This is a genomic window from Micromonospora sp. NPDC049257 (assembly GCF_040678915.1).
Lineage (GTDB): Bacteria > Actinomycetota > Actinomycetes > Mycobacteriales > Micromonosporaceae > Micromonospora > Micromonospora antibiotica.
Genome location: NZ_JBFAQU010000025.1, coordinates 58,002 through 84,656 on the forward strand (window position 1 = coordinate 58,002; position 26,655 = coordinate 84,656).

Here is a 26,655-nt window from a genome sequence, read left to right on the forward strand (position 1 = left end):
GCGAACCTTTACCGCCGGGTCGCCACTCTTGCTCTCCGTCGGCCCGACCCCGGGCCCCCGGGGAGGCAACGGATGAAGCTGGTGTGGAGGCGGGCCCGCGAGGCGCGGGGGCTGCTGCTCGCGGCGGTGGCCGCCGCACTGGTCGCGATCGCACTGGTCACCGGGCTGGCCGACTACAACCGGCGGGCCGTCGACGCCGGTCAACGCGCGCTGATCGCCGCCGCCCCCGTCGAGGAACGCAGCCTGCTGGTCAGCGGCTCCGGCGGGCGCGACCACACCGAGTTCACCAGCCGGGACCGGGCCGTGCGGGACGGCTTCCGGACCGCCCTCGGGGACGTCCCGGTGCGGGTCGCCGCCGCCCGCTACGGCACGGGGCGGGAACTCACCGGCGACCTCGGGCCGGGCACCCGTACCGGCAAGGAACCGGTCTTCGCCAGCCTGGCCACCCTGGACGACCTGGTCGACCACGCCGACCTCGTCGACGGCGGCTGGCCCACCCCCGGGGCCGGCCCGCTCCAGGCCACCCTGCCGGAGAAGGTCGCCGGTGCGCTGGGACTGCGGACCGGCGACCGGGTGCCGATGCGCGACCGCAGCGCCGACCGGCGTACCGAGGTGGTGCTCTCCGGGACCTGGCGACCGCGCGACCCGGCCGACCCGTACTGGCGGCTCGCCCCCGGGCTCGGCGTCGACCCGGACGCCGACGCCACGCACGGGCCGTTCGTGCTCGACCCGGCCGACTTCGCCGCCACCTTCTCGGGCTCGGTCTCCGCATCCTGGGTGGTCGCGCCCGACCTGGCCGCCGTCGGGGCGGACCGGTTGCCGGCGCTGCGTCGGGCCGTCGCCACCGCCGCGACGGAGGTGCCCGAGGCGGCCGGGCTCGGCTCGTCGGCACAGGCGGTCACCACCCTCGACCGGCTGATCGACCGGATCAGCCGGGCCGACCTGGCCGGTCGCTCCGCGCTGGCCACCCCCCTGCTGCTGATCGTGGTCCTCGGCGGGTACGCGCTGGTGCTGATCGCCGCCCTGCTGAACGAGGACCGCCGAGCGCAGACCGCCCTGCTACGGGCCCGGGGCGCGGCCCGCCGGCAGCTCGCCGGCCTGGCCGCCCGGGAGGCGACCCTGGTGGTCGTCCCGGCGGCCCTGCTCGGGCCGCTGCTCGCCGGTGGGGTGCTGCGCCGGGTCGCCGCCGACGGCCCGGTCGACCTGGGCGGTGCCGTCGGCGGCGGCCGGTGGGTGTGGGTGGCGGCCGTCGCCACCGCCGTCGGTTGTCTCGTCGCCATGGTCGCCCCCACCCTGCGGGGCGCGGGCACCTACGTGGCCGACCTGGCCGCCCGGTCCCGCCCCGACCGGGTCGCCACGGTCAGCCGGGCCGGGCTCGACCTGGCCCTGGTGGCCTTCGCCGTGCTGGCCTGGGTGCAGCTGCGCCGCTACTCCTCACCCCTGGCCGGCGCGGGCAACGACCTCGGGGTCGACCCGCTGCTGGTGGCCGCGCCGACCCTGGGGGTGCTGGCCGGTGCGGTGGTGGCGTTGCGGCTGCTCCCCCCGGCCACCCGGTTCGCCGAACGGTTCGTCGACCGGCGGCTGTGGACCGCGACCATCTTCGGCATGTGGCAGGCCGGCCGGCGTCCGCACGCCGGACCGGTGCTGCTGCTCGCCCTCGCCGTCGGTGGCAGCACCCTGGCCTGGTCGCTGGTCGCCACCGGGGAACGGTCCCAGGTCGACCAGGCCGACCACACCGTCGGCGCGGACCTGCGGCTGGTCGAGCGGAGCGGGGTCGCCCCCGTCGACCGGGTCGCGACGCTCGCCGCCCTGCCCGGGGTCGACCGGGCGTTGCCGGTCTGGCGGGACGACATCCGGGTCGGCCGCGACGACCGGCAGGCCACCGTGCTGGGCCTGGACACCGCACACGCCGCCGAGGTGGGCAAGTTCAGCGACCGACTCGCCGACCGGCCCGCGCGGGAGCTGTTCGCACCGCTGACCGCCGCCCGGGGACCGGCCCTCGGGGTGCCGCTGCCGGCCGACGCCCGCAGCCTCACCGGCACCGTCCAGACCCCCGTCGACCAAGCCGTCGTTCCGCACCGGATCGCCGTGTCGGTGCTGCTCACCCGGGCCGACGGGGTGGCGTACCGGCTGCCCGTGGCGCGCACCGGCAGCGACGGGCAGGCCGTCGGGTTCCGCGTCACCCTGCCGGCCGTGGACGGGCTACGACTGGCCGGATTCGAGGCCGACGGCGGGGACGTGGCCGGCACCGAATACGCGCTCCAGGTGCGTGACCTGCGTACCGTCGGCCCGGACGCCCGGTCGACCGCCGTCGCCCTCACCGGCCGGTGGCGGGTGGCTGCCGCAGAGCCCACCGGGCAGAGCAGCGCCAGGGTCGTCGACGCCGGGCTGACCGCCACCCACCCCGTCGGGTTCCTCGACGGCGGCCGGTACGCCTACCAGCCGTCGTCCCGCTTCACGGTGGTGCCGGACGGCCCGGACACCCCCGCACCGGCGCTGATGACCCCCGCCGTGCGGGCCGCGCTCAACGTTCGGCCCGGGGAGACGGTCGTGCTGACACTGTCCGGGGTTTCCCTGCCGGTGCGCCTGGTCGGGGAGGTGACCGCGCTGCCCGCCACCGCCGGTGACGGGGTGCTGCTCGACCTGCCGGCGGCCACCGACTGGCTGATCCGCAACTCCGGGACCGTCCGGACGGTGCCCGAGTGGTGGTTACGGGTCGACCCCGCCGCGCACGCCGAGGCGACGCGGGCCGCCGCCGCCCTGCCCGGGACGACGCTGCTGGACCGCCGGCAGGCCGCCGCCGTGGCCGCCGACGACCCGTACTGGCAGGGTGCCCGGACGGGGTTGCTGGCCGCCGCCCTCGGTTCGGTGCTGCTCGCCCTCGTCGGTCTGGTGGTGGACGTCTGGGCCACCGCCCGACACCGGACCGGTGAGTTCGCGGTGCTGCACACCCTCGGCGCGTCGCCCCGGCTGCTGGCCCGGGCGCTGCTCGCCGAGCAGACCTTCCTGGCCGGGATCGGCGTCGGTGTCGGGCTGCTGCTCGGCGCGGTGGTCGGGGCCACCATGGCGCCGCTGGTGGTGCTCACCCCGGCCGCCGGGCGTCCGGTGCCCGCACCGGTGTTCGCCCTGGCCTGGACCCCGATCGGGTGGACCGTGGCGGGGTTGCTGCTGGCCGCGCTGGCCGGCAGCGCGGCGATGGCCGCCGGGCTGCGGCGGCGGGTCGCCATCGCCCGGCTGCACACCGGGGGAGACCGGTGAGGGCGTCGACGACCGGACCGTCGCACCAGGGGGAGGACCAGCGATGAACATCGGTGCCGTGATCCGTCGGGTGCGCGCCCACAGCGGGCAGTTCCTGCTGCTGGCCGCGCTGACCCTGGTGATCGCCCTGCTCGTCGGCGGGGTGCCCCGGGTGGTCAACCGGCTGGCCGACCAGGGCCTGCGGGAACACCTCGCCGCTGAGCCCGCCGCCCGCCGCGACCTGACGTACACCACCCGCCCCGGCGTCGACGCCCCGTCGGTGAGCAGCCAGGCGGTCGAGCTGGACACGCTCCAGCAGCGGATGCCCGCCGACGTACGGGCCGCCGTGGCGCAGCGGTGGTATGCCGCGCAGACCCCCGAGGACCGGGTCACCGGCCCCGACCTGGCCCGGGGCAACTACCTGGTGCACCTCGGCCTGCGGGCCATGCCCGGGGTCGAGACGGCGGGCACCCTGGTCGAGGGACGCTGGCCGGACGGGACGGCCGCCGCCGACGCCCCGGTGCAGGTGGCCCTGGCCGCCGACATCGCCGGCCGGTTCGGGCTACGGGTCGGCAGCCGGCTCACCCTCGCCCCGCCCGACGAGGAACACCCGCCGACCCCGCTGACCGTGGTCGGGTTGTTCCGGCCCGTCGACCCCGCCGACGGCAACTGGGACACCCTGCCCTCGGTGCTGGAGGTGGCCGAGCCGGAGGGGGACGGCCAACCGTTCATCCTGGTCGGGCTGGTCTCCGTCGCCGCGCTGGACCGGCTGGCCGTCGAGGACCATCCGGTGTCGTTCACCTGGCGGTACCGGCTCGGCGCCGACGGCATGGACGTCCGGCGCATCGACCACCTCGTCGACGGGGTGCAGCGGCTGGTGCGGGCCAGCACCGGCACCGGCAAGGAGCTGACCCAGGGGGTCGACGTCCCGCTGCGCGAGTTCGGGCGGGCGGTCACCTCGGCCCGTACCCTGCTCGCCGTCATCGCCGCCGGGGTGTTGGCGACACTCGCCGGGCTGGTGGTGCTGGCCGCCGCGTCGACCGTGCGCCGACGCCGCACCGAGTTCGCGCTGATCCGGGCCCGGGGTGGCGGGGTCACCACCGGCGTGCGGCGCAGCCTCGCCGAGTCGGTGCTGGTCGTACCGCCGGCCGCCGGATTGGGCTGGCTGCTCGGCGGCCTGCTGCCCGGTGCGCCCGGCGACACCGGCCCGCTCGCCGTCGGCGCGACCGCCCTGGTCACCCTGGCCCTGCCGGTGGCGACGCTGGCCGTACCGTCCGGGGTGGTCGGGCGGCGGGACCTGGGCCGGCTACGGCCGTCCGCGCGGCGGGCCACCACCGAGGCCGCCCTGGTGCTGCTGGCCGGGGTGGCGGTGGTGCTGCTGCGGCGGCGCGGGCTCACCCCCGGCACGGTGGACCCGCTGCTGGTGTCGGTGCCGGCGCTGGTCGCGGTCGCCGCGTCGGTGCTGGCGCTGCGGCTCTACCCGTGGCCGGTGCGGCTGGCCGGGCGGCTCGCCGCGCGTACCCGGGGAAGTGTCGCCTTCCTGGGCACGGCCCGCGCCGGCCGGGCGGCGGCGGCCACCCCGCTGGTCGTGGTGGTGCTCGCGGTCGCCACCGCCGCCTTCTGCGCGGTGATCGCCACCGGCATCGAGGACACCCGCGACGACGTCGCCACCCGGGCGGTGCCGGCGGACGCGCTGATCCGAGGCGACCGGCTCGCCCCGGACACCGGCCCGGCACTGGAACGCCTGGCCGGGGTGCGGGCCGCCACCGCGCTGGCCGACGAGTCGGCGCAACGCCTGGCGACCGACGCCGACGGCACCGACGCCCGGCTGCGCGACACCAGCGTGCTGCTGGTCGACGGCCCCGGGCTGGCTCGCACGGCACGGGCCGCCGGCCGGGACGTCCGGGTGCCCGGCCCGCTGCGCGACGCCCGGCCGGGCGGCGGACCGCTGCCGGCGGTGGTCTCCCCGGCGGTCGCCGCCGACCTGGCCGACGCCGGGCTGCGGTCCGCCTTCATCACCGTGCAGGGCCAGCGGTACGAGTTCACGCCCGTCGACACCGTCGTCGACTTCCCGCTGGCCCGACCCAACACCAGCCGGTACGTGGTGCTGCCCTGGCAGGCGCTGCCCCCGCGGGACAGCCCGCCCGTTCCCACCGCGTTCCTGGTCGCCGGTGACCGGCTCGACGCCGGGGTGCTGCGGCAGGTCGGGGACGAGGGACAGCAGCGCTACCAGACCGGCGGCGCGGTGACCGGCCGGGAACGACCCCGGGGCGTGGTGGTGCAGACCTGGTCGCAGACCCGGCTGCGGCTGGGCGGCGGTGGCGCGAACGGGCTGCTGGCGTTCGGGTTCGTCGCCGGGGCGGTGGCCGGTGGGGTGCTGGCCCTGCTCGCCGTCGCCTTCACCGTCCTCGCCGGGGCCCGCGCCCGGGGTGAGGTGCTGTCCCGGCTGCGCACCCTGGGGCTGTCCCGCCGGCAGTGGCGGGGGCTGCTGCTGGTGGAGCTGGCCCCGCTGGTGGGGGTGGCGGTGCTGACCGGAGCGCTGGTCGGGGTGCTGCTGCCGGTGCTGCTCACCCCGCTGCTCGGGCTCGCCGCGTTCACCAACGGCACACCGGTACGTGTGGGTTTCGCGCCCGGTCTGGTCGCCGCCACGGTCGGGCTCGGCGCGGTCGCGCTGGGCTTCGCCATGGCGGTGGAGGCTTTGAACAACCGTCGGATGCGCCTCGGCGAGGTGCTCCGGCTCGGAGAGGAGAGCTGAGATGACCACGACCGCCCAGAACCCCGTCGTACCCGACCTGGCGGACCTGCAACGCCGGGCGGCGCAGCGGGCGGCCGAACGGGCCGGCGGGCAGGACCGGCTGCGCGGGCACATCGTCTGCGACGGCCTAGTCCGGATCTTCAAGACCGAAGGGGTCGAGGTGGTCGCCCTCCAGGGGCTCGACCTGGTGATCGACCGGGGTGAGCTGGTGGCGATCGTCGGGGCCTCCGGCTCGGGCAAGTCGACCCTGCTCAACATCCTCTCCGGGCTGGACACGCCGACGGCGGGGATCGCCCGGGTGGCCGACTACGACCTGCTGGCGCTGTCGGCCCGCCGCCGGTTGCGCTACCGGCGGCACACCGTCGGGTTCGTCTGGCAGCAGACCGGCCGCAACCTGCTGCCGTACCTGACCGCCCGGGAGAACGTGGAGCTGCCGATGCGGCTGGCCCGGCGTGGCGGTGGTGGCCGGGCCCGCCGACGACGGGCCGACGAGCTGCTGGACCTGGTCGGGGTGGGCTACTGCGCGGACCGGCGTCCCGGGCAGCTCAGCGGTGGTGAGCAGCAGCGCTGCGCGGTGGCGGTGGCGGTCGCCAACGACCCGGAGGTGCTCTTCGCCGACGAACCGACCGGGGAGCTGGACGAGGCGACCGGCGCGGAGGTCTTCGCGGCGCTGCGCACCATCAACGCCGAACTGGGGGTGACCGTGGTGGTGGTCACCCACGACCACGCCGTCGCCGACCAGGTCCGCCGCACCGTCGCGATCCGCGACGGCCGGACCGCCTCCGAGGTACGCCGGACCGCGCGGATCGGCGCCGACGGCAGCACCGAACTGGTCAGCGAGGAGTACGCGGTGCTGGACCGGACCGGCCGGATGCAGCTCCCGGCGCCCTTCGTGGCGGCCCTGGCGTTGCGGGACCGGGTCCGCCTCGATCTCGCCCCCGACCACGTGCAAGTCCGCCCCGGCGACCAGACGCCGGACCAGAACGGGAGTGACGCATGAGCGAGCAGGTTCCCGCCGTCCGGGCCGACACGACGGTCGTCCGGGCCGCCGACGCGGTCACCGACGAGGTGGTCCGGGTCGAGGGGGTGAGCCGGACGTTCGGCCGGGGACGGCACGCCGTGCACGCCGTCCGTGAGGTCTCCTTCACCGCCGCCCGGGGTGAGCTGGTGGCGGTGCGGGGCCGCTCCGGCGCGGGCAAGACCACCCTGCTGAACCTGGTCGGCGGGCTGGACCGACCGGACACCGGCCGGGTCCGGGTGGCCGGGCACGACGTCACCGGTGCCGGCGAGGCCGAGCTGCTGCGGCTGCGCCGGGGCACGGTCGGGTTCGTGTTCCAGACCTTCGGGCTGGTGCCGATCCTGTCGGCGGCGGAGAACGTCGGGGTGCCGCTGCGGCTGGCCCGGGTCCCGGCGGCGGAGCGTGAGCAGCGGGTGGCGGTGCTGCTGGAACTGGTCGGCCTGGGTGGCCACGCCGGTCAGCGCCCGTACGAGCTGTCCGGTGGGCAGCAGCAGCGGGTCGCCGTGGCCCGCGCCCTGGCCAACGAACCCGACCTGCTGATCGCCGACGAGCCGACCGGTCAGCTCGACTCCGAGACCGGCCGGGCGATCATGGACCTGCTCCGCGCGGTGGTGCACGCGCGGGGGATGACCGCCCTGGTCGCCACCCACGACCCGGCTCTGATCGAGGTGGCCGACCGGGCGCTGACCCTGCGCGACGGCCGCCTGGTCGACGACTGACCGGCAGAGAGTGGGTCAGACCGGCCGGGTGACCCGCTCCCACATCCTCACGGTCAGAGGGGGAGTTTCATGCCCTCGTGGCTGGCGACGAAGCCGAGGCGCTGATAGAAGCGGTGCGCGTCGGTGCGGGACTTGTCGGTGGTGAGCTGCACCAACCCGCAGCCCCGCCGTCGAGCCTCGTCGATCGCCCAGGTCATCATCGCCTGGCCCACCCCGTGCCCGCGCAGGTCGGAGCGGACCCGGACCGCCTCCACGAGCGCCCGTTCCGCGCCGTGCCGGCCCAGCCCCGGAATGTAGGTGAGCTGGAAGCAGCCGACGACCTCCCCGGCGCGTTCGGCCACCAGCTGCTGGTTGCGTGGGTCGGCGGTGATGGCGGCGAACGCCCGCTCGTACGCCTCGTCCACCCCGGTGTGCTCGCGTGTCCGGCCGAGCACGTCGTCGGCGAGCAGGGCCAGGATGGCGGGCAGGTCGTCCCGGACCGCCTCGCGGAGGATCACGTCGGTCATGACCGGCAGCCTGTCACAGCACGCCGCCCGGTCGCCGGGCACAGGTGGGTGTCCCGGCCTGCGGTCGGTCGTCGGACGCCCGGCGGGCGGCGGTGGCGTCCGGGAGGCAGCATGGTGCGGCATGAAGCTGTTGTTGCCGTTCCGGTGGGTCTACCGGGGCCTGGTGTACTTCGCCAACTCGCCCCGGACGCTGATCACGTCGTACCTGCTGATGATCGTGGTGGCCGGGGTGATCTACGGCCAGGTGGAGCACCGCAGCGCCGCCGACGCCGTGTGGTGGGCGGTGGTCACCGCCTCCACCGTCGGCTACGGCGACATCTCCCCGACCAGCTGGCAGGGACGCGTCCTGGCCGCGCTGCTGATCTCCACCATGGTGCTGCTGGTCATTCCCCTGATCACCGCGCACTTCGCCAGCCGGCTCATCGTCGACGACGACGCCTTCGAGCACGTCGAGCAGGAGGAGCTGAAGAACGACGTGCGCCGGATGCGGGCGCTGCTGGAGGAGTTGGCCGCCCGGCAGGGCATCGAGCTGCCGGAGCTGCCACCGCCGCCGGCCCCACCGGACCACGCGACCCTGGTCAGGCAGCGGCTGCGCGGACGCCGCAACCGCCGCTGACCACCGGCAGCGACCCCGAAACCCGGTCGGAGCAGCGACCGTGACGTGGTGGGGTCGGTGACCGTCTCGCCCGGCGGGAGCGTCCATCGCCCGGTGGCGGCGTCGCCGGGTCAGCGGGCGGGGCAGCGCAACCCCTCCCGGGGGACGGTGAGCGAGATCAGGTAGGCGTCCACCGCCTCGGTGATGCAGGCGGTCTGCGGGTAGGCGGTGTGCCCCTCGCCCTCCCAGGTGAGCACCCGGCCGACCCCCAGCATCGCGGCCAGCCGGGCCGTCTGCTCGTACGGCGTGGCCGGGTCACCGGTGGTGCCCACCACCACGATCGGTGGCGCCCCGTCGGCCGGGCCGGTCGGGTACGGGTCCCGCCCGCCCGGCCACTCGACGCAACCGAACATCCCCACCGCCAGGGCCGGCCCGAACAGCGGGTACTGCTGCCGCCACTGCGACTGCAACTGGCGGATCTGCGCCACGCTGGGCTTCTCGGTCTCGTCGGCGCAGTTGACCGCGAGGTTGGCGTCGAAGAGGTTGGAGTAGTGCCCGTCCTCGCCCCGCCCGGCGTACGCGTCGGCGAGCTTGAACACGTCGGTCGGGTCGCCCTCGTCGAGCCGGTCGATCGCGCGGGCCAACTCCTCCCAACCCGACTCGGTGTAGAGCGAGGAGATCACCGCGTAGAAGACCCACCCGGAGGTGGCCTCCCGCCCGTCGGCACCGCGTACCGGGGAGACCTTCGCCTTGTCGATCGCCGCGGTCACCGCAGCCCGGGCGTCCGGGGCGATCGGGCAGCGGCCGGCATTCGCCGCGCACCACCGGTCGAAGTTGTCGAATGCCCGCTCGAAGCCCCGGGCCTGGCTCTCCGACCCGGCCACCAACTGCTGTCGGGGGTCGACCGCACCGTCGAGCACCAGCGCCCGGACCCGCTGCGGGTAGAGCTGGGCGTAGGTCGCGCCGAGCAGGGTGCCGTAGGAGTAGCCGAGGTAGGTGAGCTTGTCGTCGCCGACGGCGGCCCGCACCGCGTCCATGTCCCGGGCGGCCTGCTCGGTGCCGTAGAGGGGGAGCTGGTCGCCGTACCGGTTGCCGCAGCCCTGGCCGATCCGCCGGTTGAGCGCCTGGTAGGCGTCGAACGACTGTTGGCTGCGCGGGTCGGGGTCGTAGCCGAAGCTGGCGTCCAGGTCGGCGTCGGAGATGCACTTGACCGGGCTGGACCGGGACACCCCGCGCGGGTCGAAGCCGACGATGTCGAACCGGTCGGTGACCGCGGCGGGCAGCCCCCCGAAGGACGGCCCGAAGGACAGGTAGACGGCGGTGTCCACGCCGGAACCGCCCGGCCCACCCGGGTTGATCACCAGGGAACCGATCCGGTCCCGTTGTTTCGAGGACCGGGCCCGCAGCAGCGCGATCTCGAAGGTCTCGCCGCTGCCCGGTCCGGTGGTCGCTCCCGTCCCGGCACCCCAGTTGCGGGGCACCGCGATCCGGGCGCACTCGTAGCGCATGCCCGGGGCACCCCGGCCCACCAGCTCGTCGGCCACCTCCGGGCAGGCCCGCCAGGCGGGCGTGTCGCCCGGTGCCGCCGCCGACGAGTCCTCCGTCCGCGGGGCGAACGCCGGCAGGGTGCACCCGGTGACGAGCAACGCGCCCGCGACGAACCCGGCCAGGGCGAGCCGGAACCGGCGGTTGCGGCGGGCGGTGCTGGTCACCGGCGAACCTCCATGATCGGGTAGCAGTCAGGCTACGCCCGGGTGCCGACGTCCGGCGGCACGGTCGCCGCCGGATCGCCCCGGAGCACCTGGTCGACGTCGAAGCGCACCGGGCGGTCGAGCTGGTCGTAGCGGCAGGACCGGGGATCGCGGTCGGGCCGCCAGCGGACGAACCGGGCGGTGTGCCGGAACCGGTCGCCCTCCATCGCGTCGTAGCCGACCTCCATCACCAGCGCGGGGCGCAGCGGCACCCAGTCGAGGTTCTTGCCGCCCGTCCAGCGGCTGACCCCGCCGGGGATCCGCTGGCCGCGCTCGTGGTCGCCGTGCACCCACGGGTGCTCCGCGTCGCCCTCCCGGTAGGGGGCCAGCTCGTCGAGCAGCTCCTGCCGGCGGGCCATGGTGAACGAGGCACTGACCCCGACGTGGTGCAGCACCCCGGCGTCGTCGTAGAGGCCCAGCAGCAACGAGCCGACCACCGGCCCGGACTTGTGCCAGCGGAACCCGGCGACCACCACGTCGGCCGTCCGGGCATGTTTGACCTTGGCCATCAGCCGCTTGCCCGGCTGGTAGGTCAGGTCGGCCGGCTTGACGATCAACCCGTCCAGCCCGGCACCCTCGAACACCTCGAACCAGCGCCGGGCGGTCTCCGGATCGGTGGTGACCTGGGTGACGTGCACCGGCGGCCGGACCCCGGCCAGCGCCCGCACCAGACGCTCCCGCCGGGTCGGGTAGGGCTGGTCGACCAGCAGCTCGTCGTCGAGGGCGAGCAGGTCGAAGGCGACGAAGTCGGCCGGGGTCGTCTCGGCGAGCAGGGCGACCCGGGAGGCGGCCGGGTGGATCCGCTGGGCGAGCTGCTCGAAGTCGAGCCGGGGCTGGCCGCCCGGACCGTCGCGCCGGATCACGATCAGCTCGCCGTCGACCGCGCACCGCTCGGGCAGCTGCGCCCGGACCTGCGCGACCACCTCGGGGAAGTAGCGGGTCATCGACTTGCCGCCCCGGCTGGCCAGCTCGACCTCGTCGCCGTCGCGGAACACGATGCAGCGGAAGCCGTCCCACTTGGGCTCGTAGGTCAGGCCGGGATCGGTGGGCAGGCGGGCCACGCTCTTGGCCAGCATCGGCTCGACCGGCGGGTTGATCGGCAGGTCCACGGCGACAGTCAACCAGACGCCACCGACAGTGGTGAGGCAGATCACCGTCGGTCCCGGTCCGGCGTGTCCCCGTGGGTACCGGCCGTCCCTCGGGGGCGGATTCGTCTGCGCAGCTCGGAGCTACCGTCGCGGGGTGGAGTGGCGGTGTGGTTGCTGTGGGCGCTGGCAGGTCAGCGTCGAGCTGGTGCGGGGCCGGCACCGCTACCGCCTGGTGCACCGCTATCCGGCCCGCTTCGGCGGCGGCAGGAACGTGCTCGGCGAGGCGGGCACCGTCGCCGAACTGACCGAGCTGCTCCACCGGCACACCCCGCTGGACCTGGCCGACCTGCGCGAGGCCGGCTGACCCGCGCACCGGTCGAGGCCCGACCCGGCCGAGGCCCCGTCCGGTCGAGGCTACGTCCGATCCCCGCGTCCGGCCGGGCCGCGTCCCGGCGGGCGCACGGTCGGGAGGTCGCACGGTCGGGAGGGCGACCGGAGGGTGGCCCGGTCACGATCGCTGCGGCAGGCTCGTCGGGGAACCGGGCGGCACGCGGGTGCCGCCGGTGGAGCCACGGAGGCGGCATGCGGTTCGAGACGGCGACCGAGATCGACGCGGACATCGACACGGTCTGGGCGGTGCAGAGCGACATCGACCGCTGGCCCGAGTGGACCGAATCGGTGCGGACCGCCCGCCGGGGTGAGGCCGGACCGTTGGTCCTCGGGGCCACCGCCCGGCTGGAGCAGCCCTGGCTCCGTCCGACGTCCTGGCGGGTCACCGAGATCGACCCGCCCCGCTGCTTCGTCTGGGAGTCCAGCACCCCGGGGGTGCACAGCCGGGGCGAGCACCGGATCGTGCCGCTGCCCGACGGTCGGGTCCGGGTGGAGCTGGCCCTGGTGCTCACCGGACCCCTCGCCGGACCCACCGGCCGGCTCGGCGGCCGGCTGGTGCGCCGTTACCTGCGGTTGGAGGCCGACGGGCTCCGGCGACGCTGCGAGGCCGGCTGAGCCGGGTGGGCGGCACCGCCGGTCGGGTCGCCGGTCGACGACATCGGCCATAGGCTGGGGGTGACCCTGGGGAGGCACGGTGTCCGAGTTGACGTACCCCGAGGTGGGTGCGACCCGACGGGGGCCGCTACCGGCGGGCTACCACCACCTGCGGCACACCGCCCCGATGCCGCCCGGCAGTTTCCTGGTCGCCGCCGAGGCGGTGCTGAGCTGGCGGCTGCACCGGGCGGCCGGGGTGCGGATGCGCACCGACGCGCCCCGGGCCGCGCCCGGGGCGCGGGTCACCCCGGGGCTCGGGCTGGGACCACTGCGGGTGTGGGGGCCGTGCGAGGTGGTCTGGGTGGCCGAGGGCGACCGGGAGGCCGGCTTCGGCTACGGCACCCTGCCCGGCCATCCGGAACGCGGGGAGGAAGCGTTCCTGGTCCGCTGCGACGCTGAAGGCAGGGTCAGCTTCGAGGTCACCGCGTTCAGCCGGCCGGACCGCTGGTTCATGACCGCCGCCGGGCCCGCCGGTCGCGCCGTCCAGCACGGGTACGCCCGTTGGCTGGCCCACACCCTGCGCCGGCTCTCCCACCAGCCGACGTCATGAGCGACCCGGGGTCGCCTCGGTAACGGCAGCCACCCGCCCCGGTAGCCCCCTGCATCGGCGACACGGCGCACCGGGTCCCCGCCCGGCGGGGCGACGGTGGCTGGTGGGGAGGGGTCAGAAGCGGGCGAAGGAGCGGATCGGCATCCGGGGACCGAACCGGGGCGCCTGGATGCCGGCGACGGCCAGCAGCAGGCAGACCCGACCCCGGTGACCCCGGAACGGGGCGAGCAGGTCGAGCATCCGGGCGTCGTCACCGCGCGCCTCACCGGCGAGCGCCCAGGCCACCGTGTTCGGCACGTGGTAGTCGCCGACGCTTACCGCGTCCGGGTCGCCGTACCCGATCCGGACCACCTCGGCGGCGGTCCACGGGCCGATGCCGGGGATCGCGGTGAGCCGTCGGGTCGCCTCGGCGCTGTCGACGCAGCGTTCCAGCCGGTCGGCCAGGGCGGCGGCCCGCCGTAGCGTGTCGGCCCGGCGCTGCTCCACGCCGAACGGGTGGAACACCCAGTACGGCGTCGCCGCCACGGTGGCCGCGTCGGGTGGCAGCAGCAGCGGCTGGAACGGGCCGGGCGCGGGCTCGGCGAAGTGCCGTACGGTCGCCGCGTACGCCCGGTACGCCTCCGTGCCGGTGACCTTCTGTTCGAAGACGGCGCGCAGCACCCGGGGGAAGAGTTGGCCGGTGGCGGGCATCCGCAGCCCCCGGTGCCGGGCGGCCAGTTCGGCCACCACCGGATGGGCGGCGGCCAGCTCGGCGAAGCCGGTCAGGTCGTCGCGCAGGCCGGCGACCGCGTCGGCCCGCTCGACCACCCAGTCGGCACCCGGCCCGTGGCCCTCGGCGACCAGTTCCCCCTGCCCAGGGCGCAGGGCGAGGGTGGCCGGACCGGCCGGGGTGCGGGTGGCCCACCAGAAGGTGCCGGCGGCGATCCGCGCACACGGGTCGTACGGGCTGAAGGTGAGGGGCCGGACGGAGGCGGTGAACCGGTAGTCGGCCGGCGGTCGCAGCACCCGGCGTGCTGCCGGCTCGTCCCAGGTCACCCCGTCACTGTGCCATGCCCGGGCGGCCGGGTCACCCGGCCCCGCCCCGGCGTCCGGCCCCGCCCCGGCGAGGGGCCGGGGCCGGAAATGGACGACACCGCCGACGCCCTGCGCGTCGGCGGTGTCTCCATCCCGGAGTGGACCGGCCGCCCGAGCGGCCGTGGGTGCGGGGTTGGGGGGACCTTCGATGGCGCGCGCCCGCTGGCGTGTGGCGCGTCCACCGCCCTCGTCCGCTCCGGGGGTTCGTGGGGGGAGGGTCCGGCGGGTGGTACCGCGACGCCGGCCCGGTGAGGGCCGGCGTCGCGGCCGGGACCGTGCGACGCTGCCGGTACGTCGAGGCCCTGGTGTGCCGGTGGCCGGCCGCGCCCTCCCCGGCTGCGACCGGCCACCGTGTCCCGGCTGATGCTGGATCAGTAGGTGTAGTCGCCGCCGCTGCTGGAGCCGCCCGAGTCGCCGGCCGCCGGCGGGGCGACCGCCTTCGGGGTGCCGGTGGGCAGGCAGGTCAGGTTCTTCTTGCCGTTCGGGTCGACCACGAACCAGGTGCCGCCGACGCCCTGGCCCTTCCATTGGCCGGCCTTCTTGTCGCCGATGTAGCGGTAGACCGGCCAACCACCGATGGTGATCTGGCGGGTGCCGTCCTGGCGGGTGACGGTGCCGACCTTGTCGTCGGAGACGCCCTGGAGCTGCGGGTTGCCGTCGGTCAGCGCGGGCGGCCAGACCTGGGCGCACTTGTCGACGCAGTTCGACGACGGCGGATCGTCGGAGTCCTTGTCGAAGCGGTAGAGGATGAAGCCCTCCTGGTCCACCACGACCTTGCCCATCCGGGCGATCTTCTTACCGACGAGCTGGTCGGTGAGCTGAACGTTGGCCGGGGGCGGCGCCTGGTCGGCGGCGGGGGCGCCCGAGGCGCCGGGCGCACCGGGGGAGGCCGAGGTATCCGGCTCGACCGACGCGGTGGGCTCGGCCGCGGCGACGGCGACCGGCTCGGCTGCGCTGGAGTTCGCTCCGTTGTAACCTGCGGGTGCGCAGGCCGTGAGTGCGACCACCGCGCTCGCGACGATGACGGTCGTCCGCTTGATCTTTGCCACGTGCCCTCCTCATTCTTGGCGGTTCACCGAGTAGTACGGAGCGTCCACTGTCAAGGTTGAACGATCTACAGTGGGCCATTTCACATCTGATTCGTTGAACCGTTCCGGCCGGCCGTACGTGTGCGCCAGCAGAGGCACCCTCCGGGCCCGGAAAGCCGAAACGGCGTCGACCCGGACCGGGTCGACGCCGTTTCGACGGTTGGTTCAGGGAACCAGGGTCACCAGCGGACTCGCCACCCCGTTGGCGTCCACCGACTGCACCTGCAACTTCGCGATCTCACCGCGCGGCGCCGAGGTGGACGCCTCCAACTGGAGATTCTGCGGGTTGGCGGTGGTGCCGTAACCCGTTCCCGGCACCGCCCAGGTGGAGATCACCTCGGTGGTGTCGTTCTTGCGGATGACCACCAGCCGGCAGGTGCGCGGGCCGGGCAGCCGGGTCAGGTTGAACCCGATCCAGGTGCCGTACTCCTTGCTGGCGAGCCACATGGTGGTCTTCACCCCGGTGCTGCCGTCGGTCGCGTCGAACTGGTCGCCCTCGATCTCGGTGCCACCCACCGACGGCCCCGACCGGGTCGGCTGCGGGCTCGCCGGCCCGTCCACCGGCGCGGACCGGCTCGGCTCGGCGATCACCGGGCCGGAACCGCCGCCCGGGTTGCCGAAGGTGGCCACACCGACGCCGCTGAGCGCGCCGACCGCCACCACCGCGGCGGCCATCGACAGCACCTGCCGGAACCGGGCCTTGCGCCGGTGGGTACGGACCGCGACCAGGGTGCGGTCCAACAGCCGCGGGTCCGTCGCGGTCTGCTCCATCGCCATCATCGTCTCGCCGTCGATGTCGGAGAGCAGCCCCACCACCGGGACCATGGTCTCCAACTCGGCGGCACACGCCCAGCAGGTCGCGAGGTGTTCCTCGAACCGTTCGGTGTCCTGCACGTCCAGGACGCCGAGCGCGTAGGCGGCTACGTCCATATGGTCTGCCCGGCTCATTCCGTCACCCCCCTCTCCTGTAGGGCCGTGCGCAGCGCGCGCAGCGCGTAGTAGACCCGCGACTTCGCGGTGCCCAGCGGCAGGCCCAACTCCTCGGCCGCCTCCGGCACCGTCCGGCCACGGAAGTACGTCGCCACCAGGATCTCCCGGTGCGACTGGCTCAACGTACGCAGCGCGTCCGCCACCGTCATGGTGCGCAGCACCCGGTCGGTGCTGTCCGCCTCGGCGAACGCCGTCAGATCCCGGTCGTACGTCTCCGGCGGGCGGGCCTGCTCGCTGCGGTGCTCGTCGATGGCGATCCGCCGGGCCACCGTGACCAGCCAGGGCCGCAGCGAACCCTGCCCCTGCACGCCCAGCCGGTGTGCGTTGCGCCAGGCCCGCAGCAGCGTCTCCTGGACGATGTCCTCGGCGCGCTGCCGGTCACCACCGGTCAACCGCATCACGAACATCAGCAGCGGGCCGGCGTGCTCGGCGTAGAGCAGCCGGACCAACTGGTCGGAGTGGCTCGCCTCCGGGGTCGTCGCCGGGGCCTGGTGCCGCCCGGGCGCCGACCGCGGAGTCACCGGGCCATTCTGGCGATCGGTGGGGCCGGCGTCGACCCCCCGGCTTGACCTCGACGCACGCGACTGCGGCTGGGCCCGGGCGAACATCCACCCTGGCCTGGCCAATTCGCCGTGCAAGCCGGCCGCGACCGCACTCATCCAGACCTCCTGCTGTCCACCGACATCAGCGGGCCCACGGGGAGGGCGCCGACCCTTGATACGGAACGCCCATCCCGGCGGATCAACGGCGGACCGAAAAAATTCCTGGCGGCGGCGGAACGGAGCCCGTGGCGTCCGCGTCGGTGACCACCGCCGCGCCGGCCACGAACCGGTCCAACTGGTCGCCGGCCAGCACCCGACCGGGGAACCAGTCCCCGGCCGCGCGGCGGGTCAACTCCGGCACCGGCGGCTCGACCCGCCCCGCCACCAGCACCAGGTTGCCGTGCCGCCGCCCCCGCAGCACGGCCGCGTCACCGACCAGGGCGGCCCGGGGCAGCACCGAACGCACCGTCGCCACCTGGGCGCGGGCGTGCCGCAACGGTGGACCGTCGGCCAGGTTGGCCAGGTACCAGCCGCCCGGCGCGAGCACCCGGGCCACCTGCCCCGCGTACTCCGCGCTGGTCAGGTGGGCGGGGGTACGCGCACCGGCGAAGACGTCGGCGACCACCACGTCGTACCCGCCGTCGCGGCTGGCCTCCAGGGTGGCCCGGGCGTCGGCGACCCGCACCTTCAGCCGGGAGTCGGCCGGCCAGGGCAGCTCTCGGCGGACCAGCTCCACCAGCGCGCCGTCGACCTCGGCGACCCGCTGCGTCGACCCGGGCCGGGTGACCTGCACGTACCGGGGCAGGGTCAGCGCGCCGCCGCCCAGGTGCAGCACCCGCAGCGGGGCCCCCGGCGGGGCGAGCAGGTCCAGCGCCGCGCCGAACCGACGGACGTACTCGAACTCCAGGTGCGTCGGGTCGGCCAGGTCCACGTGCGACTGCGGGGCGTCGTCGAGCAGCAGCGTCCACGAGCGCGGCCGGTCCGGGTCCGGCACCAGCTCGGCCCGACCGGTGTCCACGTCCACGACGATCCGGTCGTCGCCCCGACGGCGGCCCATCAGCGGCACCTCCCATGGTCGTGGCCCATCAGCGACGCATCCCGCTGCGGCTGGCCATGGTCAGCGCGCGGTGCAGCAACCGGGCGTCGCCCAGCAGCCCGCGCAGCCGCCGCTCCAACCCGGCGATCGGCACCAGGTTCTGCGGGGCCCGGGGGTCCTTGTACGGCGAGGAGGCGAACCGGGGCAGGGTGACCAGCGACAGGTCGGCCAGCGCGATCGCGTCCTGCGGTTCGAGGTCGGGCGAGCACTCCAGCCGGACGATCCCGGCCCACGGCGCACCCACCGTCACCGGCAGCCGCAGGTACCACGACCAGCCACCCCAGGCGGTGCCGAGCCGGAACACCGGGGACCGCTGGCCGGAGCCCAGCCCGGTGACCACGGCGGTGAGCCGGGCGTCGAGATACTGGCTGTGCTGGGTCTTGATGTAGCCCAGGGTGCGCGGCAGCTGCCGACGCGCCCGCAGCGGGCCGTCCACCACCAGCAGGTCCCCGTCGGTGCGGGCCGCGTCGGACACGGCGACCTCCAGGGCGGTCAGCGGGGCCTGCACCGCCGCGGGCAGCTTGCTCAGCTCCCCGGTGCCGCCGACCCGGTGCACCGGGTAGCGCACCTGCCCGCAGGCCACCTCCTGCGCCGACGGGCTGGCCGTGAACAGGCCCCGACCCACCCGTGCCCCGGCCAGCTCGGCCGCGCCGCGCTCCAGGTCACAACGGACCACCCCGGCCGCGTACGAGGCGGCGATCCCCGGGTACGAGGCACCGTCCTCCTCGGCCGTCCACACGCTGGCGTCGATCCGGCGTACCCCGTCGACGAGCAGCACCACGTCCGGGGCGGCCACCCCCGGGCGCGGCCCGATCGCCCGCCAGTCCACCGCCGGCAGTTCCACGTCGGTGTCGACCTGGGTGCTGCTCGGCGTCACCGGCCCACCCGGCGTCGCCTCGAACGACGCCCCGTAGGACGGGTCCCAGGCGTCCACGAACAGCTGCGGCCCGGTCACGTCACCGCCCCACGAACCGACCTCGCGCTCACCGGGCCCGCCTTTCGTTCGCGACTGCGGGGCTCCGCTGCGCTGCACTCCTCGCGCTCACCGGGCCCGCCTTTCGTTCGCGACTGCGGGGCTCCGCTGCGCTGCACTCCTCGCGCTCACCGGCCGGTCCGTTCGACGTGGGCCGTGCGGGCGTCCTTGCGGACCTCGAAACGCACCGGGATGCGCTCGGCCAGCGCCGGCACGTGGGTGACCACGCCGACCATCCGGTCACCCCGGGCGGCCAGGCTCTCCAGGGTGGCGGCGACGATGTCCAGGGTGGCCGCGTCGAGGGTGCCGAACCCCTCGTCCAACACGATCGACTCCAGGCTGGCGGCGGTGGTGGACATCCCGGCGAGCTGCTCGGACAGGGCCAGCGCCAGCGCCAGCGACGCCTGGAACGTCTCCCCGCCGGACAGCGTCCGCACCCCCCGGCGCAGCCCCGCGTCGTGGTGGTCGACCACGAAGAACTCACCCTTGTCGTGGACCAGGTCGTACTGCCCCTGGGACAGCTCCCGCAGGATCCGGGAGGCCCCGTCGACCAGCAGGTCCAACGCCTCGGCCAACAGCCACCGCTCGAAGTTGTTGGCCCGCAGGTGCCCGGCCAGCGCCCGCGCCGTACGCGCCTGCCGTTCGTGCTCGGCGCGCTGTTCCCGCAGCTGGAGGGCCTGCGCGCGGCGTTCGGTGATCCGCCGCAGGTCGGCCTCGGCCCGCTCGGCGGCCACCGCGACCGCCTGCGCCGGGTCGTCGGCGGGGGGCAGCCCGGCGGCGTCGAGCAGGCCGCCGAGGCGTTCCTCGACCGACTCGGCGGCCGACCGCGCCATGTGCACCGCCTCGACCAGAGCGTCCCGCTCGGCCCGTCGTCGCCCGGCCTGCGCGCCGGCCCACCCGACCAGGGCCGTCCAGGCGGCGGCGACGTCGTCCCGGTCGGCGGCCGGCGGCCCGAACCGGGCCAGCCCGTCCCGGGTGGTGTCGAAGTCCCGCCAGGCGGCCCGCAGCCGCTCCTCGGCGGTGTCGGCCGCCCCCCGGGCCCGCCGGGCGGCGTCCCGGCCGGACCGTACCGCCGCCGCCGCCTCGTCGAGTGCCTGCCGCAGCCGGGCGTGCTCGGCGAGCTGGTCGCGCAGCGCCGCCGGGGTGGCCGCCCCGGCGAGCTGCCCGGCCAGCTCGGTCAGCCGGCCGTGCAGCTGGTCGTGCTGGGCCCGCAGCCGGACCAGTGTCCGGTCCCGCTCCCGGGCGGCGGTGTCCCGCTCGTCGACCAGCGCCTGCGCGGCCTTGCTGGCCGCCCGGGCCGCCTTGCCGGCGGCGGTCGCCGCAGCCACCGCCGAACCGGCCGGCAACGCCGGCACCCGGGGCACCGGCTGCACGCAGACCGGGCAGGTCGCGCCGTCGACCAGGTGCGCCCGGAGCGCGACCGCCTGGTCGGTGGCCTTGGCCTCCTCGTGCGCCCGGAACGCCGCCTCCAGCTCGGCCTCGGCCCGTGCCGCCGCCTCCCGGGCCGCGTCGAGCGCCGCCACCGCCGTGTCGTGCGCGGCCCGCGCCGCGTCCAGCGCCGCCCGGACCGTGTCCGCCTCGCCGGCGAGCCGCTCCGCGTCGGCGTGCGCGCGCAGCAGCAGCCGCAGGGCGCTCTCGTCGCCCGCGCCCGCCAACTCGCCGCGCAGCTTCTCCTCCCGCTCCTCGGCCAACGCCACGGTGCGGGCCGCCGCGTCGACCGCCGCCCGCGCGGTGCTCACCGCGTGGGCCACCTCGGCCACCCCGGCGGGGGCGCGCACCCCCGCCAGCCCGGCCAGATCGGCGTCGAGCGCCGCCAGCGCCGCCGTGGCCTCCCGCGCCGCCGCCCACGCCCGCTCCCGCTCCGGTACGGCCGCCGCCACCGCCCCGGACAGCTCCCGGATCCGGTCGACCTGCGCGGACGCGGTGGCCAGCGTCGCGTCGTCGACGTCGGTCAACCCGCCGAGCACCCGGGCGACCGCCTCCAGCTTCGCCTCGGCCTGCCCGGCGCGTTCGGTGGCCCGTTTCTGCACGCTCTCGTAGACGCCGAGGCCGAGCAGGTTGACCAGGATCTGCTGCCGGGTGGCCGGCTTGGCGTGCAGGAAGTCGGCGAACTGCCCCTGCGGCAGCACCACGCAGGAGGTGAACTGCTCGTACGGCAGCCCGACCGCGTCCAGCACGGCCTGTTCCATCTCGGCCGGGGTGCCGGCCAGCACCTCGCCCAGGTCCTCCGGGCTGAGCCCGGTGTCGAGCTTGGTGATGTCGAACCCGGGCGGCATCAGCTGCAACCCGGCGTTGGCGGTCTTGACCGTGCCCCGGCCGTCGCGGCGGACCACCCGGGTCGCCACGTACCGGTCGCCGGCCGACTCGAAGACCAACCGGACCCGGGCCTCCACCGCCGACGGGGCGAGCGCGTTGGCCAGCCCCCGGGCGCCACCCCAGCGGGGCACCGAGCCGTAGAGGACGAAGCAGATCGCGTCCAGCACCGTCGACTTGCCCGAGCCGGTCGGCCCGACCAGGGCGAAGAAGTCGGCGTCGGTGAAGTCGACGGTGGTCTCGTCGCGGAAGACGGTGAAACCGGCCAGGTCCAGCCGCATCGGTCGCATCAGCGCTCCACCTCCTCCAGCAACTCGTCGAAGAGGTCCCGGACCCCGTCGTCGTCGTGCCCCCGGCTGCCCAGGTAGTCGGCGAACAGCTCGCGGGGGGAGCGGCCGGCCCGCTGGGCGACCCGGGTGCCGCTGCCCGGGGTGGGCAGCAGCTCCGGGTCGATCCGGATCTCCAACGCGCGGGGAAACAGCTCCTGCACCTCCTCCCGCAGGCCGGCCCGGGGCTGCTCCCGGACGAACACCCGCAGCCAGCCCTCGGGCGGGTCGGCCTCGGCCAGTTGGGCGAGGGTGCCGCGCACCGTACGCAGCGGCACCGCCGCCGACACCGGCACCTCCCGGATCCGGGCGGCGGAGTGCGCGCCCACCTCGACCAGGGTCACCGAGCAGACGTTCTCCTGCTCGCCGAAGTCGACCGCGAGCGGGCTGCCGCTGTAGCGGATCGGGCACGGGCCGATCACCCGCTGCGACCGGTGCAGGTGCCCCAGGGCCACGTAGTGCGCGGTGCCCGGGAAGACCGACGTCGGCACCGCGTAGCCGAGGACGGTGTGCGCGTCCCGCTCGCCGCCACCGGTGCTCGCCCCGACCACGGTGAGGTGGGCGGTGACCAGGTGCACCCGGTCCGGCTCGGTGAAACCCTCGGTCAGCTTCGCCAGCACCCGGCCGAGGTGGTCGGCGTAGGTCTGGGTGGCCTCGGCGGCGGTCAGCTCGTACATCTCCACCGCGCGGACCGCGTACCGCTGGGACAGGAAGGGCAGCGCGGCGAGCTGCCACCGCTCACCGTCGGCGGTGACGCCGTCGATGACGTGCTCGGCCGGGTTGTCGCGGACCCCGCCGCGCAGGGTGATGCCGGCCGCCTCCGCCCAGGGGCGCAACGCGTCGAGGGCGTGGCCGTTGTCGTGGTTGCCGCCGATCGCCACCACGTCGGCCCCGGTCCGGCGCAGCGCGGTCAACGCCCGGGTGACCAGCCGGGTCGCCTCCGGGCTCGGCGCGGCCGTGTCGTAGAGGTCGCCAGCGACGATGACGAGGTCGGGGCGCTCGGCGTGGGCGATCTCCATGACCCCGGCCAGCACCTGCTTGTGCTCCTCGGCCCGGGACTGCCCCTTGAGCACCTTGCCGACGTGCCAGTCGGAGGTGTGCAGGATCTTCATGGCGGCCAGCCCCCTAGAACGGAATGTCGTCGTCGGCGCCGCCCGAGCCGACCACGGCGAACGGGTCGATCGAGCCGGTGATCGAACGCAGCGTCTCCGACGGGGCCCGGCCCGCCTCGGACACCCGGGTCGCCCAGGCCGGGAAGGGGAACTCCAGGCACAGCGGGACCGGGATGTCCGGCTGGTTGACGAACATGGTGCCCGGCTTGGCCAGCAGGGCGCGTTGCCGCTGGGCCGGCGGGAGGAAGCCGTACTCCGGGCGGGACGCCTCGGCCGGGTCGAGCCGGCCGACCACCCGGATCGCCGAGTTGGTGACGATCCGCCGCTCGACCTCGCTGGCCGTCTGCTGCGCGCCGACCAGGATCACCCCGAGCGACCGGCCCCGCTCGGCGATGTCGAGCAGCACCTCCTTGATCGGGGAGGAGCCCTCGCGGGGGGCGTACTTGTTGAGCTCGTCGAGGACGACGAAGAGCAGCGGCTTGGCGGTGCCGGACTTCTCCTTGCGTTCGAACTCGCCGCGGAGCGTCACGCCGACCACGAAGCGCTGCGCGCGGTCCGGGAGGTTGTGCAGGTCGACCACGGTGACCTGGGCGCTCTCGGCGGTGTTGATCGCGTGCGGGCGGCGGGTGGCCAGGTCGCCCCGGATCAGTCGACCCAGGTCCTTCTTGCTGCCGATCAGCCGGCGGGCGAACGCGTTGACGGTGCCCAGGCCGACCGCGCTGCCCGCCCAGTCGCCCCGGGTCTCGTCGTCGTTGAGCTGCTCGACGACGTGGTCGACGAGATCGGCGTAGGAGCCGAGGCGCACCCCGTCGACGCTGACCCCACCGTCGGCGGGCTGGGCGTAGCGGGCCAGGTGGGCGGTGACCGAGTGCACCACCATCGTGTACTGCTGGCGTTCGTCGTCGGCGTCGGCGAAGACGTACGGCAGGAGGCGTTCGGCGCAGAACTCGCTCAGCGTCCAGTAGAAGGCGTCGACGCCGGTGAGCCGGCTGCTCACGTCGGGGGTGCCGGAGGCGTCGCCGACCCGGGGCGGGGCGTACACCCGCACGTCGGGGAACGCCCCCGCGGCCAGCCCCAGCTTGGCGTACGCGGCCCGGGTGGGATCGTCGAGACGGGCGTTGGGGTGGTCGAGGAAGAGCAGGTCCTCGCCCTTGACGTTGAAGATCAGCGCCTTGGCGTTGACCGCGTCGCCGCCCAGCACCCCGGAACGGAACACCGAGTAGAGCAGGAAGGTGGCGAAGCTGGTCTTGGTGGCCACCCCGGAGATGCCGGAGATCGACACGTGTGCGCCCCGGCTGCCGTCGAGGAAGTCGGCGTTGAGGTAGACCGGGACGCCGTCGCGGCCCATCCCCATCGGGATGCGCCGTTCCATCCGGTCGAAGTGCAGCGCGCGGGCGCGGGCGTCGCCCTCGGCCCGGTAGACCGTCGCGCCCGGCGCGGGCGGCACGTACAGCTCCGGGTCGACCCGGGTGGTGGTGATCTCGGCGGCCTCCTGCACCTGGGCCGGGAGGGTGCCGTCGGCGATGGCGAAGACGTCCGACTCGAACTGGGCGCCCTCGTGCCGGGCGCGGACCTGGGTGACCACCCCGGCGATGGTGACCGGCTCCCGGTCGGGCAGGTCGCGCCGGGTGACCACCACGTCGTCGAGCTGGAGGTAGCTGCCCGGGGAGACGGCCGTCCAGAACTGCAACGGGGTGGCGTCGGCGGTGCCGAGCACCCGGCCGACGGGCTCGCCGGGGCTGTCGATCCGGCCGTCGATCCGGTCGTCGGTCATCCGCGGGCTCCGGTCAGCTGGTCGTCTCGGTCAGGGCGCACGACCTGCATCCTGCCCGAGGAGTGCGACAGGTTGCCACGCGACGCGGCGGACGCCACCGGCGGGCGGCCGTGGCGGCGACCCCGGGGAGGCGTACGACCGCCGATTCGGTGACCCGGGGGGAGTGTGCGGTCACCGACGGTCGAGATGTCGGGTGCGGGTGACCGCGTTTCGGCAGGTGGCGCGGGGTGACGGAAATACTCCGAAAAAATCTCGGTCCAGGGCGTGACAGAAACCGGCCGGTTGGGCTGAGAATAGCCACAGCCGACATCGAGGATCTTCTTCCTTCGGTGCCGGTTGTCACGCCCGTAACCTGCGGACACGTGACCGGCCCACGGTCCACCACCGGCGGGCCATCGTCAGTCGGCACCCCCCCGACTGTCCCTGTGGAGGCAGAACCCCGATGCGCCGAACCCCCCTGATGAGCGGCCTCGCCACGGCCGCTCTCCTGGCCACCGTCGTCACGGTGCCCACGGCGGCCACCGCCGCACCCACCGGTACCGCCGACCCGTTCACCCGCGCGGTCGCCCAGCTCAAGGCCCACTCCGGTGCCGGCCTCGCCGCCGACGGCCAGACGTTCACCCCCCGCAACGTGGTGACCGACGCCGACGGCACCGAGCACGTCCGGCTCAACCGCTACTCCGACGGTCTGCCCGTCCTCGGCGGCGACCTGGTCGTCCACCTCGGCAAGGGCGACTCCTGGCGCGGCGCCACCCACCGCCTCGCCAACGCCCCGCAACGCGCCCCGAAGGCCAAGCTCAGCGAGGCCGCCGCCAGCAAGATCGCGTACGCCGCATCGACCGCCACCGGCCGCTCCGTGGCCGGCGCGCAGCTCGTCTTCGACGCCGGTGACACCGCGACCACCCTCGCCTACGAGGTGGTGGTCGGCGGCACCCACGCCGACGGCACCCCGAGCGAGCTGCACGTGCTGGTCGACGCCACCACCGGCGCGGTCCGCGACTCGTGGGAGGGCGTGCAGCGGGAGGGCACCGGCAACACCTTCCACTCGGGCACGGTCTCGGTCGGCAGCAACCTGTCCGGCAGCACCTACCAGCTCGCCGACCCGGCCCGGGGCAACCACCGCACCTACGACCTCAACGGCAGGACCAGCGGCACCGGCACCCTGGTCACCAGCACCAACAACGTGTTCGGCAACGGCACCCTGACCAACCGGCAGACCGCCGCCGCCGACGCCGCCTTCGGCGCGCAGAAGACCTGGGACTACTACAAGAGCGCGCACGGCCGCAACGGCATCCGCAACGACGGCGTCGGCGCGTACAGCCGGGTGCACTACAGCAGCAACTACGCCAACGCGTTCTGGCAGGACGCCTGCTTCTGCATGACCTACGGCGACGGCGGTTCCGGCTGGTACCCGCTGACCTCGCTCGACGTGGCCGGGCACGAGATGACCCACGGGGTCACCAGCAACACCGCCGGGCTGCGCTACAGCGGCGAGTCCGGTGGCCTCAACGAGGCCACCAGCGACATCTTCGGCACCCTGGTCGAGTTCTACGCGGCCAGCGCCAAGGACCCGGGCGACTACCTGATCGGGGAGAAGCTGCGCAGCACCGGCACCCCGCTGCGCTACATGGACAAGCCCTCCAAGGACGGCAAGTCGGCGGACTGCTGGAGCAGCTCGGTCGGCGGCCTGGACGTGCACTACTCCTCGGGCGTGGCCAACCACTTCTTCTACCTGCTCGCCGTGGGCAGCGGCACCTCCTCCTACGGCACCAGCACGACCTGCAACGGCACCACCATCACCGGCATCGGCAACACCAAGGCCGGAGCGATCTGGTACCGGGCGCTGACCCGCTACATGACCACCACCACCAACTACAAGGGCGCCCGCACCGCGACCCTGTCGGCCGCCACCGACCTGTACGGCGCGACCAGCACCGAGTACAAGACGGTCGCCGCCGCCTGGGCGGCCGTGAGCGTCAGCTGATCCCGGTCCGGCGGCGGGCCCCACCGTGTCGCTGAGGGTCACCAGGTGCAGCTCGGTGCCGGCGGCGGCAAGCCGTGGACGCTGCGGTCGTACCAGCGGGAGGCGGTGGAGGCGTTCTGG

21 protein-coding genes are annotated in these 26,655 nt (G+C 75.0%); 9 read left to right on the forward strand and 12 right to left on the reverse strand.

All coding sequences use genetic code 11. From position 1 onward, the window contains the following. The first annotated feature begins 72 nt into the window (after positions 1–72). The 4 genes from AB0K25_RS26430 to AB0K25_RS26445 are packed head-to-tail and all read left to right on the forward strand — an operon-like array spanning position 73 to position 7,729. Positions 73–3,258, forward strand: coding sequence for an ABC transporter permease (locus AB0K25_RS26430; RefSeq protein WP_219468744.1), 3,186 nt, complete (start codon positions 73–75; stop codon positions 3,256–3,258). 43 nt (positions 3,259–3,301) lie between these two features. Further along, positions 3,302–5,992: an FtsX-like permease family protein gene (locus AB0K25_RS26435; protein WP_363823285.1), complete on the forward strand. Its 2,691-nt coding sequence runs from the start codon at positions 3,302–3,304 to the stop codon at positions 5,990–5,992. Position 5,993: 1 nt separating this feature from the next. After that, entirely contained in the window at positions 5,994–6,992 is a 999-nt protein-coding gene (locus tag AB0K25_RS26440) for an ABC transporter ATP-binding protein (protein WP_208569503.1), read from the forward strand. Next, complete coding sequence (locus AB0K25_RS26445; RefSeq protein WP_357537723.1) at positions 6,989–7,729, forward strand: ABC transporter ATP-binding protein; 741 nt, start codon at positions 6,989–6,991, stop codon at positions 7,727–7,729. The genes AB0K25_RS26440 and AB0K25_RS26445 overlap by 4 nt, the downstream gene beginning before the upstream one ends. 53 nt (positions 7,730–7,782) lie before the next feature. On the opposite strand, the gene AB0K25_RS26450 is transcribed toward AB0K25_RS26445, so the two are convergent. Next, on the reverse strand, positions 7,783–8,235 hold the full coding sequence (locus tag AB0K25_RS26450) for a GNAT family N-acetyltransferase (RefSeq protein ID WP_219468750.1): 453 nt from the start codon (positions 8,233–8,235) through the stop codon (positions 7,783–7,785). A gap of 121 nt (positions 8,236–8,356) precedes the next feature. On the opposite strand from AB0K25_RS26450, the gene AB0K25_RS26455 reads away from it, so the two are divergent. Next, positions 8,357–8,851 (forward strand): potassium channel family protein, encoded by a 495-nt coding sequence (locus tag AB0K25_RS26455; RefSeq protein WP_219468753.1) that lies wholly within the window; start codon positions 8,357–8,359, stop codon positions 8,849–8,851. Between the two features lie 110 nt (positions 8,852–8,961). Here AB0K25_RS26455 and AB0K25_RS26460 read toward each other — a convergent pair whose 3' ends face one another. Together AB0K25_RS26460 and AB0K25_RS26465 are read right to left on the reverse strand one after the other, a co-directional pair. After that, positions 8,962–10,500: an alpha/beta hydrolase gene (locus tag AB0K25_RS26460; RefSeq protein ID WP_219470803.1), complete on the reverse strand. Its 1,539-nt coding sequence runs from the start codon at positions 10,498–10,500 to the stop codon at positions 8,962–8,964. A gap of 74 nt (positions 10,501–10,574) precedes the next feature. After that, the gene (locus AB0K25_RS26465; RefSeq protein WP_363823290.1) at positions 10,575–11,690 is read right to left on the reverse strand and encodes an ATP-dependent DNA ligase; all 1,116 of its coding nucleotides are present in this window, start codon (positions 11,688–11,690) and stop codon (positions 10,575–10,577) included. A gap of 133 nt (positions 11,691–11,823) precedes the next feature. Here AB0K25_RS26465 and AB0K25_RS26470 point away from each other — a divergent pair, with 133 nt between their 5' ends. The 3 genes from AB0K25_RS26470 to AB0K25_RS26480 all read left to right on the forward strand — a co-directional run bounded on the left by AB0K25_RS26470 (position 11,824) and on the right by AB0K25_RS26480 (position 13,263). After that, positions 11,824–12,033, forward strand: coding sequence for a hypothetical protein (locus tag AB0K25_RS26470; protein ID WP_208569499.1), 210 nt, complete (start codon positions 11,824–11,826; stop codon positions 12,031–12,033). Between the two features lie 218 nt (positions 12,034–12,251). After that, the gene (locus tag AB0K25_RS26475) at positions 12,252–12,674 is read left to right on the forward strand and encodes an SRPBCC family protein (RefSeq protein ID WP_219468759.1); all 423 of its coding nucleotides are present in this window, start codon (positions 12,252–12,254) and stop codon (positions 12,672–12,674) included. Positions 12,675–12,753: 79 nt separating this feature from the next. Further along, positions 12,754–13,263 carry a DUF1990 domain-containing protein gene (locus AB0K25_RS26480; RefSeq protein WP_219468761.1) on the forward strand — a complete coding sequence of 170 codons (510 nt, stop codon included), beginning with the start codon at positions 12,754–12,756 and terminating at the stop codon, positions 13,261–13,263. Positions 13,264–13,377: 114 nt separating this feature from the next. Here AB0K25_RS26480 and AB0K25_RS26485 read toward each other — a convergent pair whose 3' ends face one another. The 9 genes from AB0K25_RS26485 to AB0K25_RS26525 form a co-directional block, all read right to left on the reverse strand. Then, positions 13,378–14,298 carry a DNA-3-methyladenine glycosylase 2 family protein gene (locus tag AB0K25_RS26485; RefSeq protein ID WP_219468764.1) on the reverse strand — a complete coding sequence of 307 codons (921 nt, stop codon included), beginning with the start codon at positions 14,296–14,298 and terminating at the stop codon, positions 13,378–13,380. A gap of 410 nt (positions 14,299–14,708) precedes the next feature. Then, on the reverse strand, positions 14,709–15,386 hold the full coding sequence (locus AB0K25_RS26490) for a hypothetical protein (RefSeq protein ID WP_219468766.1): 678 nt from the start codon (positions 15,384–15,386) through the stop codon (positions 14,709–14,711). A gap of 204 nt (positions 15,387–15,590) precedes the next feature. Beyond that, positions 15,591–16,355 carry a zf-HC2 domain-containing protein gene (locus AB0K25_RS26495; protein WP_255597934.1) on the reverse strand — a complete coding sequence of 255 codons (765 nt, stop codon included), beginning with the start codon at positions 16,353–16,355 and terminating at the stop codon, positions 15,591–15,593. A 14-nt stretch (positions 16,356–16,369) separates the two neighbouring features. Continuing rightward, positions 16,370–17,074, reverse strand: coding sequence for a sigma-70 family RNA polymerase sigma factor (locus AB0K25_RS26500; protein WP_219468769.1), 705 nt, complete (start codon positions 17,072–17,074; stop codon positions 16,370–16,372). An 82-nt stretch (positions 17,075–17,156) separates the two neighbouring features. After that, positions 17,157–18,014 (reverse strand): fused MFS/spermidine synthase, encoded by an 858-nt coding sequence (locus AB0K25_RS26505; RefSeq protein WP_208570737.1) that lies wholly within the window; start codon positions 18,012–18,014, stop codon positions 17,157–17,159. Positions 18,015–18,042: 28 nt separating this feature from the next. Then, positions 18,043–19,008 (reverse strand): hypothetical protein, encoded by a 966-nt coding sequence (locus AB0K25_RS26510; protein WP_219468772.1) that lies wholly within the window; start codon positions 19,006–19,008, stop codon positions 18,043–18,045. Between the two features lie 146 nt (positions 19,009–19,154). Beyond that, the gene (locus AB0K25_RS26515) at positions 19,155–21,629 is read right to left on the reverse strand and encodes an SMC family ATPase (protein ID WP_357537716.1); all 2,475 of its coding nucleotides are present in this window, start codon (positions 21,627–21,629) and stop codon (positions 19,155–19,157) included. Next, complete coding sequence (locus tag AB0K25_RS26520) at positions 21,629–22,777, reverse strand: exonuclease SbcCD subunit D (RefSeq protein WP_357537714.1); 1,149 nt, start codon at positions 22,775–22,777, stop codon at positions 21,629–21,631. The genes AB0K25_RS26515 and AB0K25_RS26520 overlap by 1 nt, the downstream gene beginning before the upstream one ends. Before the next feature lie 13 nt (positions 22,778–22,790). Further along, entirely contained in the window at positions 22,791–24,551 is a 1,761-nt protein-coding gene (locus AB0K25_RS26525; protein WP_219468776.1) for an ATP-binding protein, read from the reverse strand. Between the two features lie 442 nt (positions 24,552–24,993). Between AB0K25_RS26525 and AB0K25_RS26530 the strand changes: the two genes are divergently transcribed. Continuing rightward, complete coding sequence (locus AB0K25_RS26530; protein ID WP_219468778.1) at positions 24,994–26,535, forward strand: M4 family metallopeptidase; 1,542 nt, start codon at positions 24,994–24,996, stop codon at positions 26,533–26,535. The last annotated feature ends 120 nt before the right edge of the window (positions 26,536–26,655 follow it).

Excerpts from the sequence above, each read along its gene's own strand:
- AB0K25_RS26430 (WP_219468744.1), top strand. The coding sequence starts at position 73 with ATGAAGCTGGTGTGGAGGCGGGCCCGCGAGGCGCGGGGGCTGCTGCTC.
- AB0K25_RS26435 (WP_363823285.1), top strand. The coding sequence starts at position 3,302 with ATGAACATCGGTGCCGTGATCCGTCGGGTGCGCGCCCACAGCGGGCAG.
- AB0K25_RS26440 (WP_208569503.1), top strand. The coding sequence starts at position 5,994 with ATGACCACGACCGCCCAGAACCCCGTCGTACCCGACCTGGCGGACCTG.
- AB0K25_RS26445 (WP_357537723.1), top strand. The coding sequence starts at position 6,989 with ATGAGCGAGCAGGTTCCCGCCGTCCGGGCCGACACGACGGTCGTCCGG.
- AB0K25_RS26450 (WP_219468750.1), bottom strand. The coding sequence starts at position 8,235 with ATGACCGACGTGATCCTCCGCGAGGCGGTCCGGGACGACCTGCCCGCC.
- AB0K25_RS26455 (WP_219468753.1), top strand. The coding sequence starts at position 8,357 with ATGAAGCTGTTGTTGCCGTTCCGGTGGGTCTACCGGGGCCTGGTGTAC.
- AB0K25_RS26475 (WP_219468759.1), top strand. The coding sequence starts at position 12,252 with ATGCGGTTCGAGACGGCGACCGAGATCGACGCGGACATCGACACGGTC.
- AB0K25_RS26495 (WP_255597934.1), bottom strand. The coding sequence starts at position 16,355 with ATGGACGTAGCCGCCTACGCGCTCGGCGTCCTGGACGTGCAGGACACC.
- AB0K25_RS26500 (WP_219468769.1), bottom strand. The coding sequence starts at position 17,074 with ATGAGTGCGGTCGCGGCCGGCTTGCACGGCGAATTGGCCAGGCCAGGG.
- AB0K25_RS26505 (WP_208570737.1), bottom strand. The coding sequence starts at position 18,014 with ATGGGCCGCCGTCGGGGCGACGACCGGATCGTCGTGGACGTGGACACC.
- AB0K25_RS26515 (WP_357537716.1), bottom strand. The coding sequence starts at position 21,629 with ATGCGACCGATGCGGCTGGACCTGGCCGGTTTCACCGTCTTCCGCGAC.
- AB0K25_RS26520 (WP_357537714.1), bottom strand. The coding sequence starts at position 22,777 with ATGAAGATCCTGCACACCTCCGACTGGCACGTCGGCAAGGTGCTCAAG.
- AB0K25_RS26525 (WP_219468776.1), bottom strand. The coding sequence starts at position 24,551 with ATGACCGACGACCGGATCGACGGCCGGATCGACAGCCCCGGCGAGCCC.
- AB0K25_RS26530 (WP_219468778.1), top strand. The coding sequence starts at position 24,994 with ATGCGCCGAACCCCCCTGATGAGCGGCCTCGCCACGGCCGCTCTCCTG.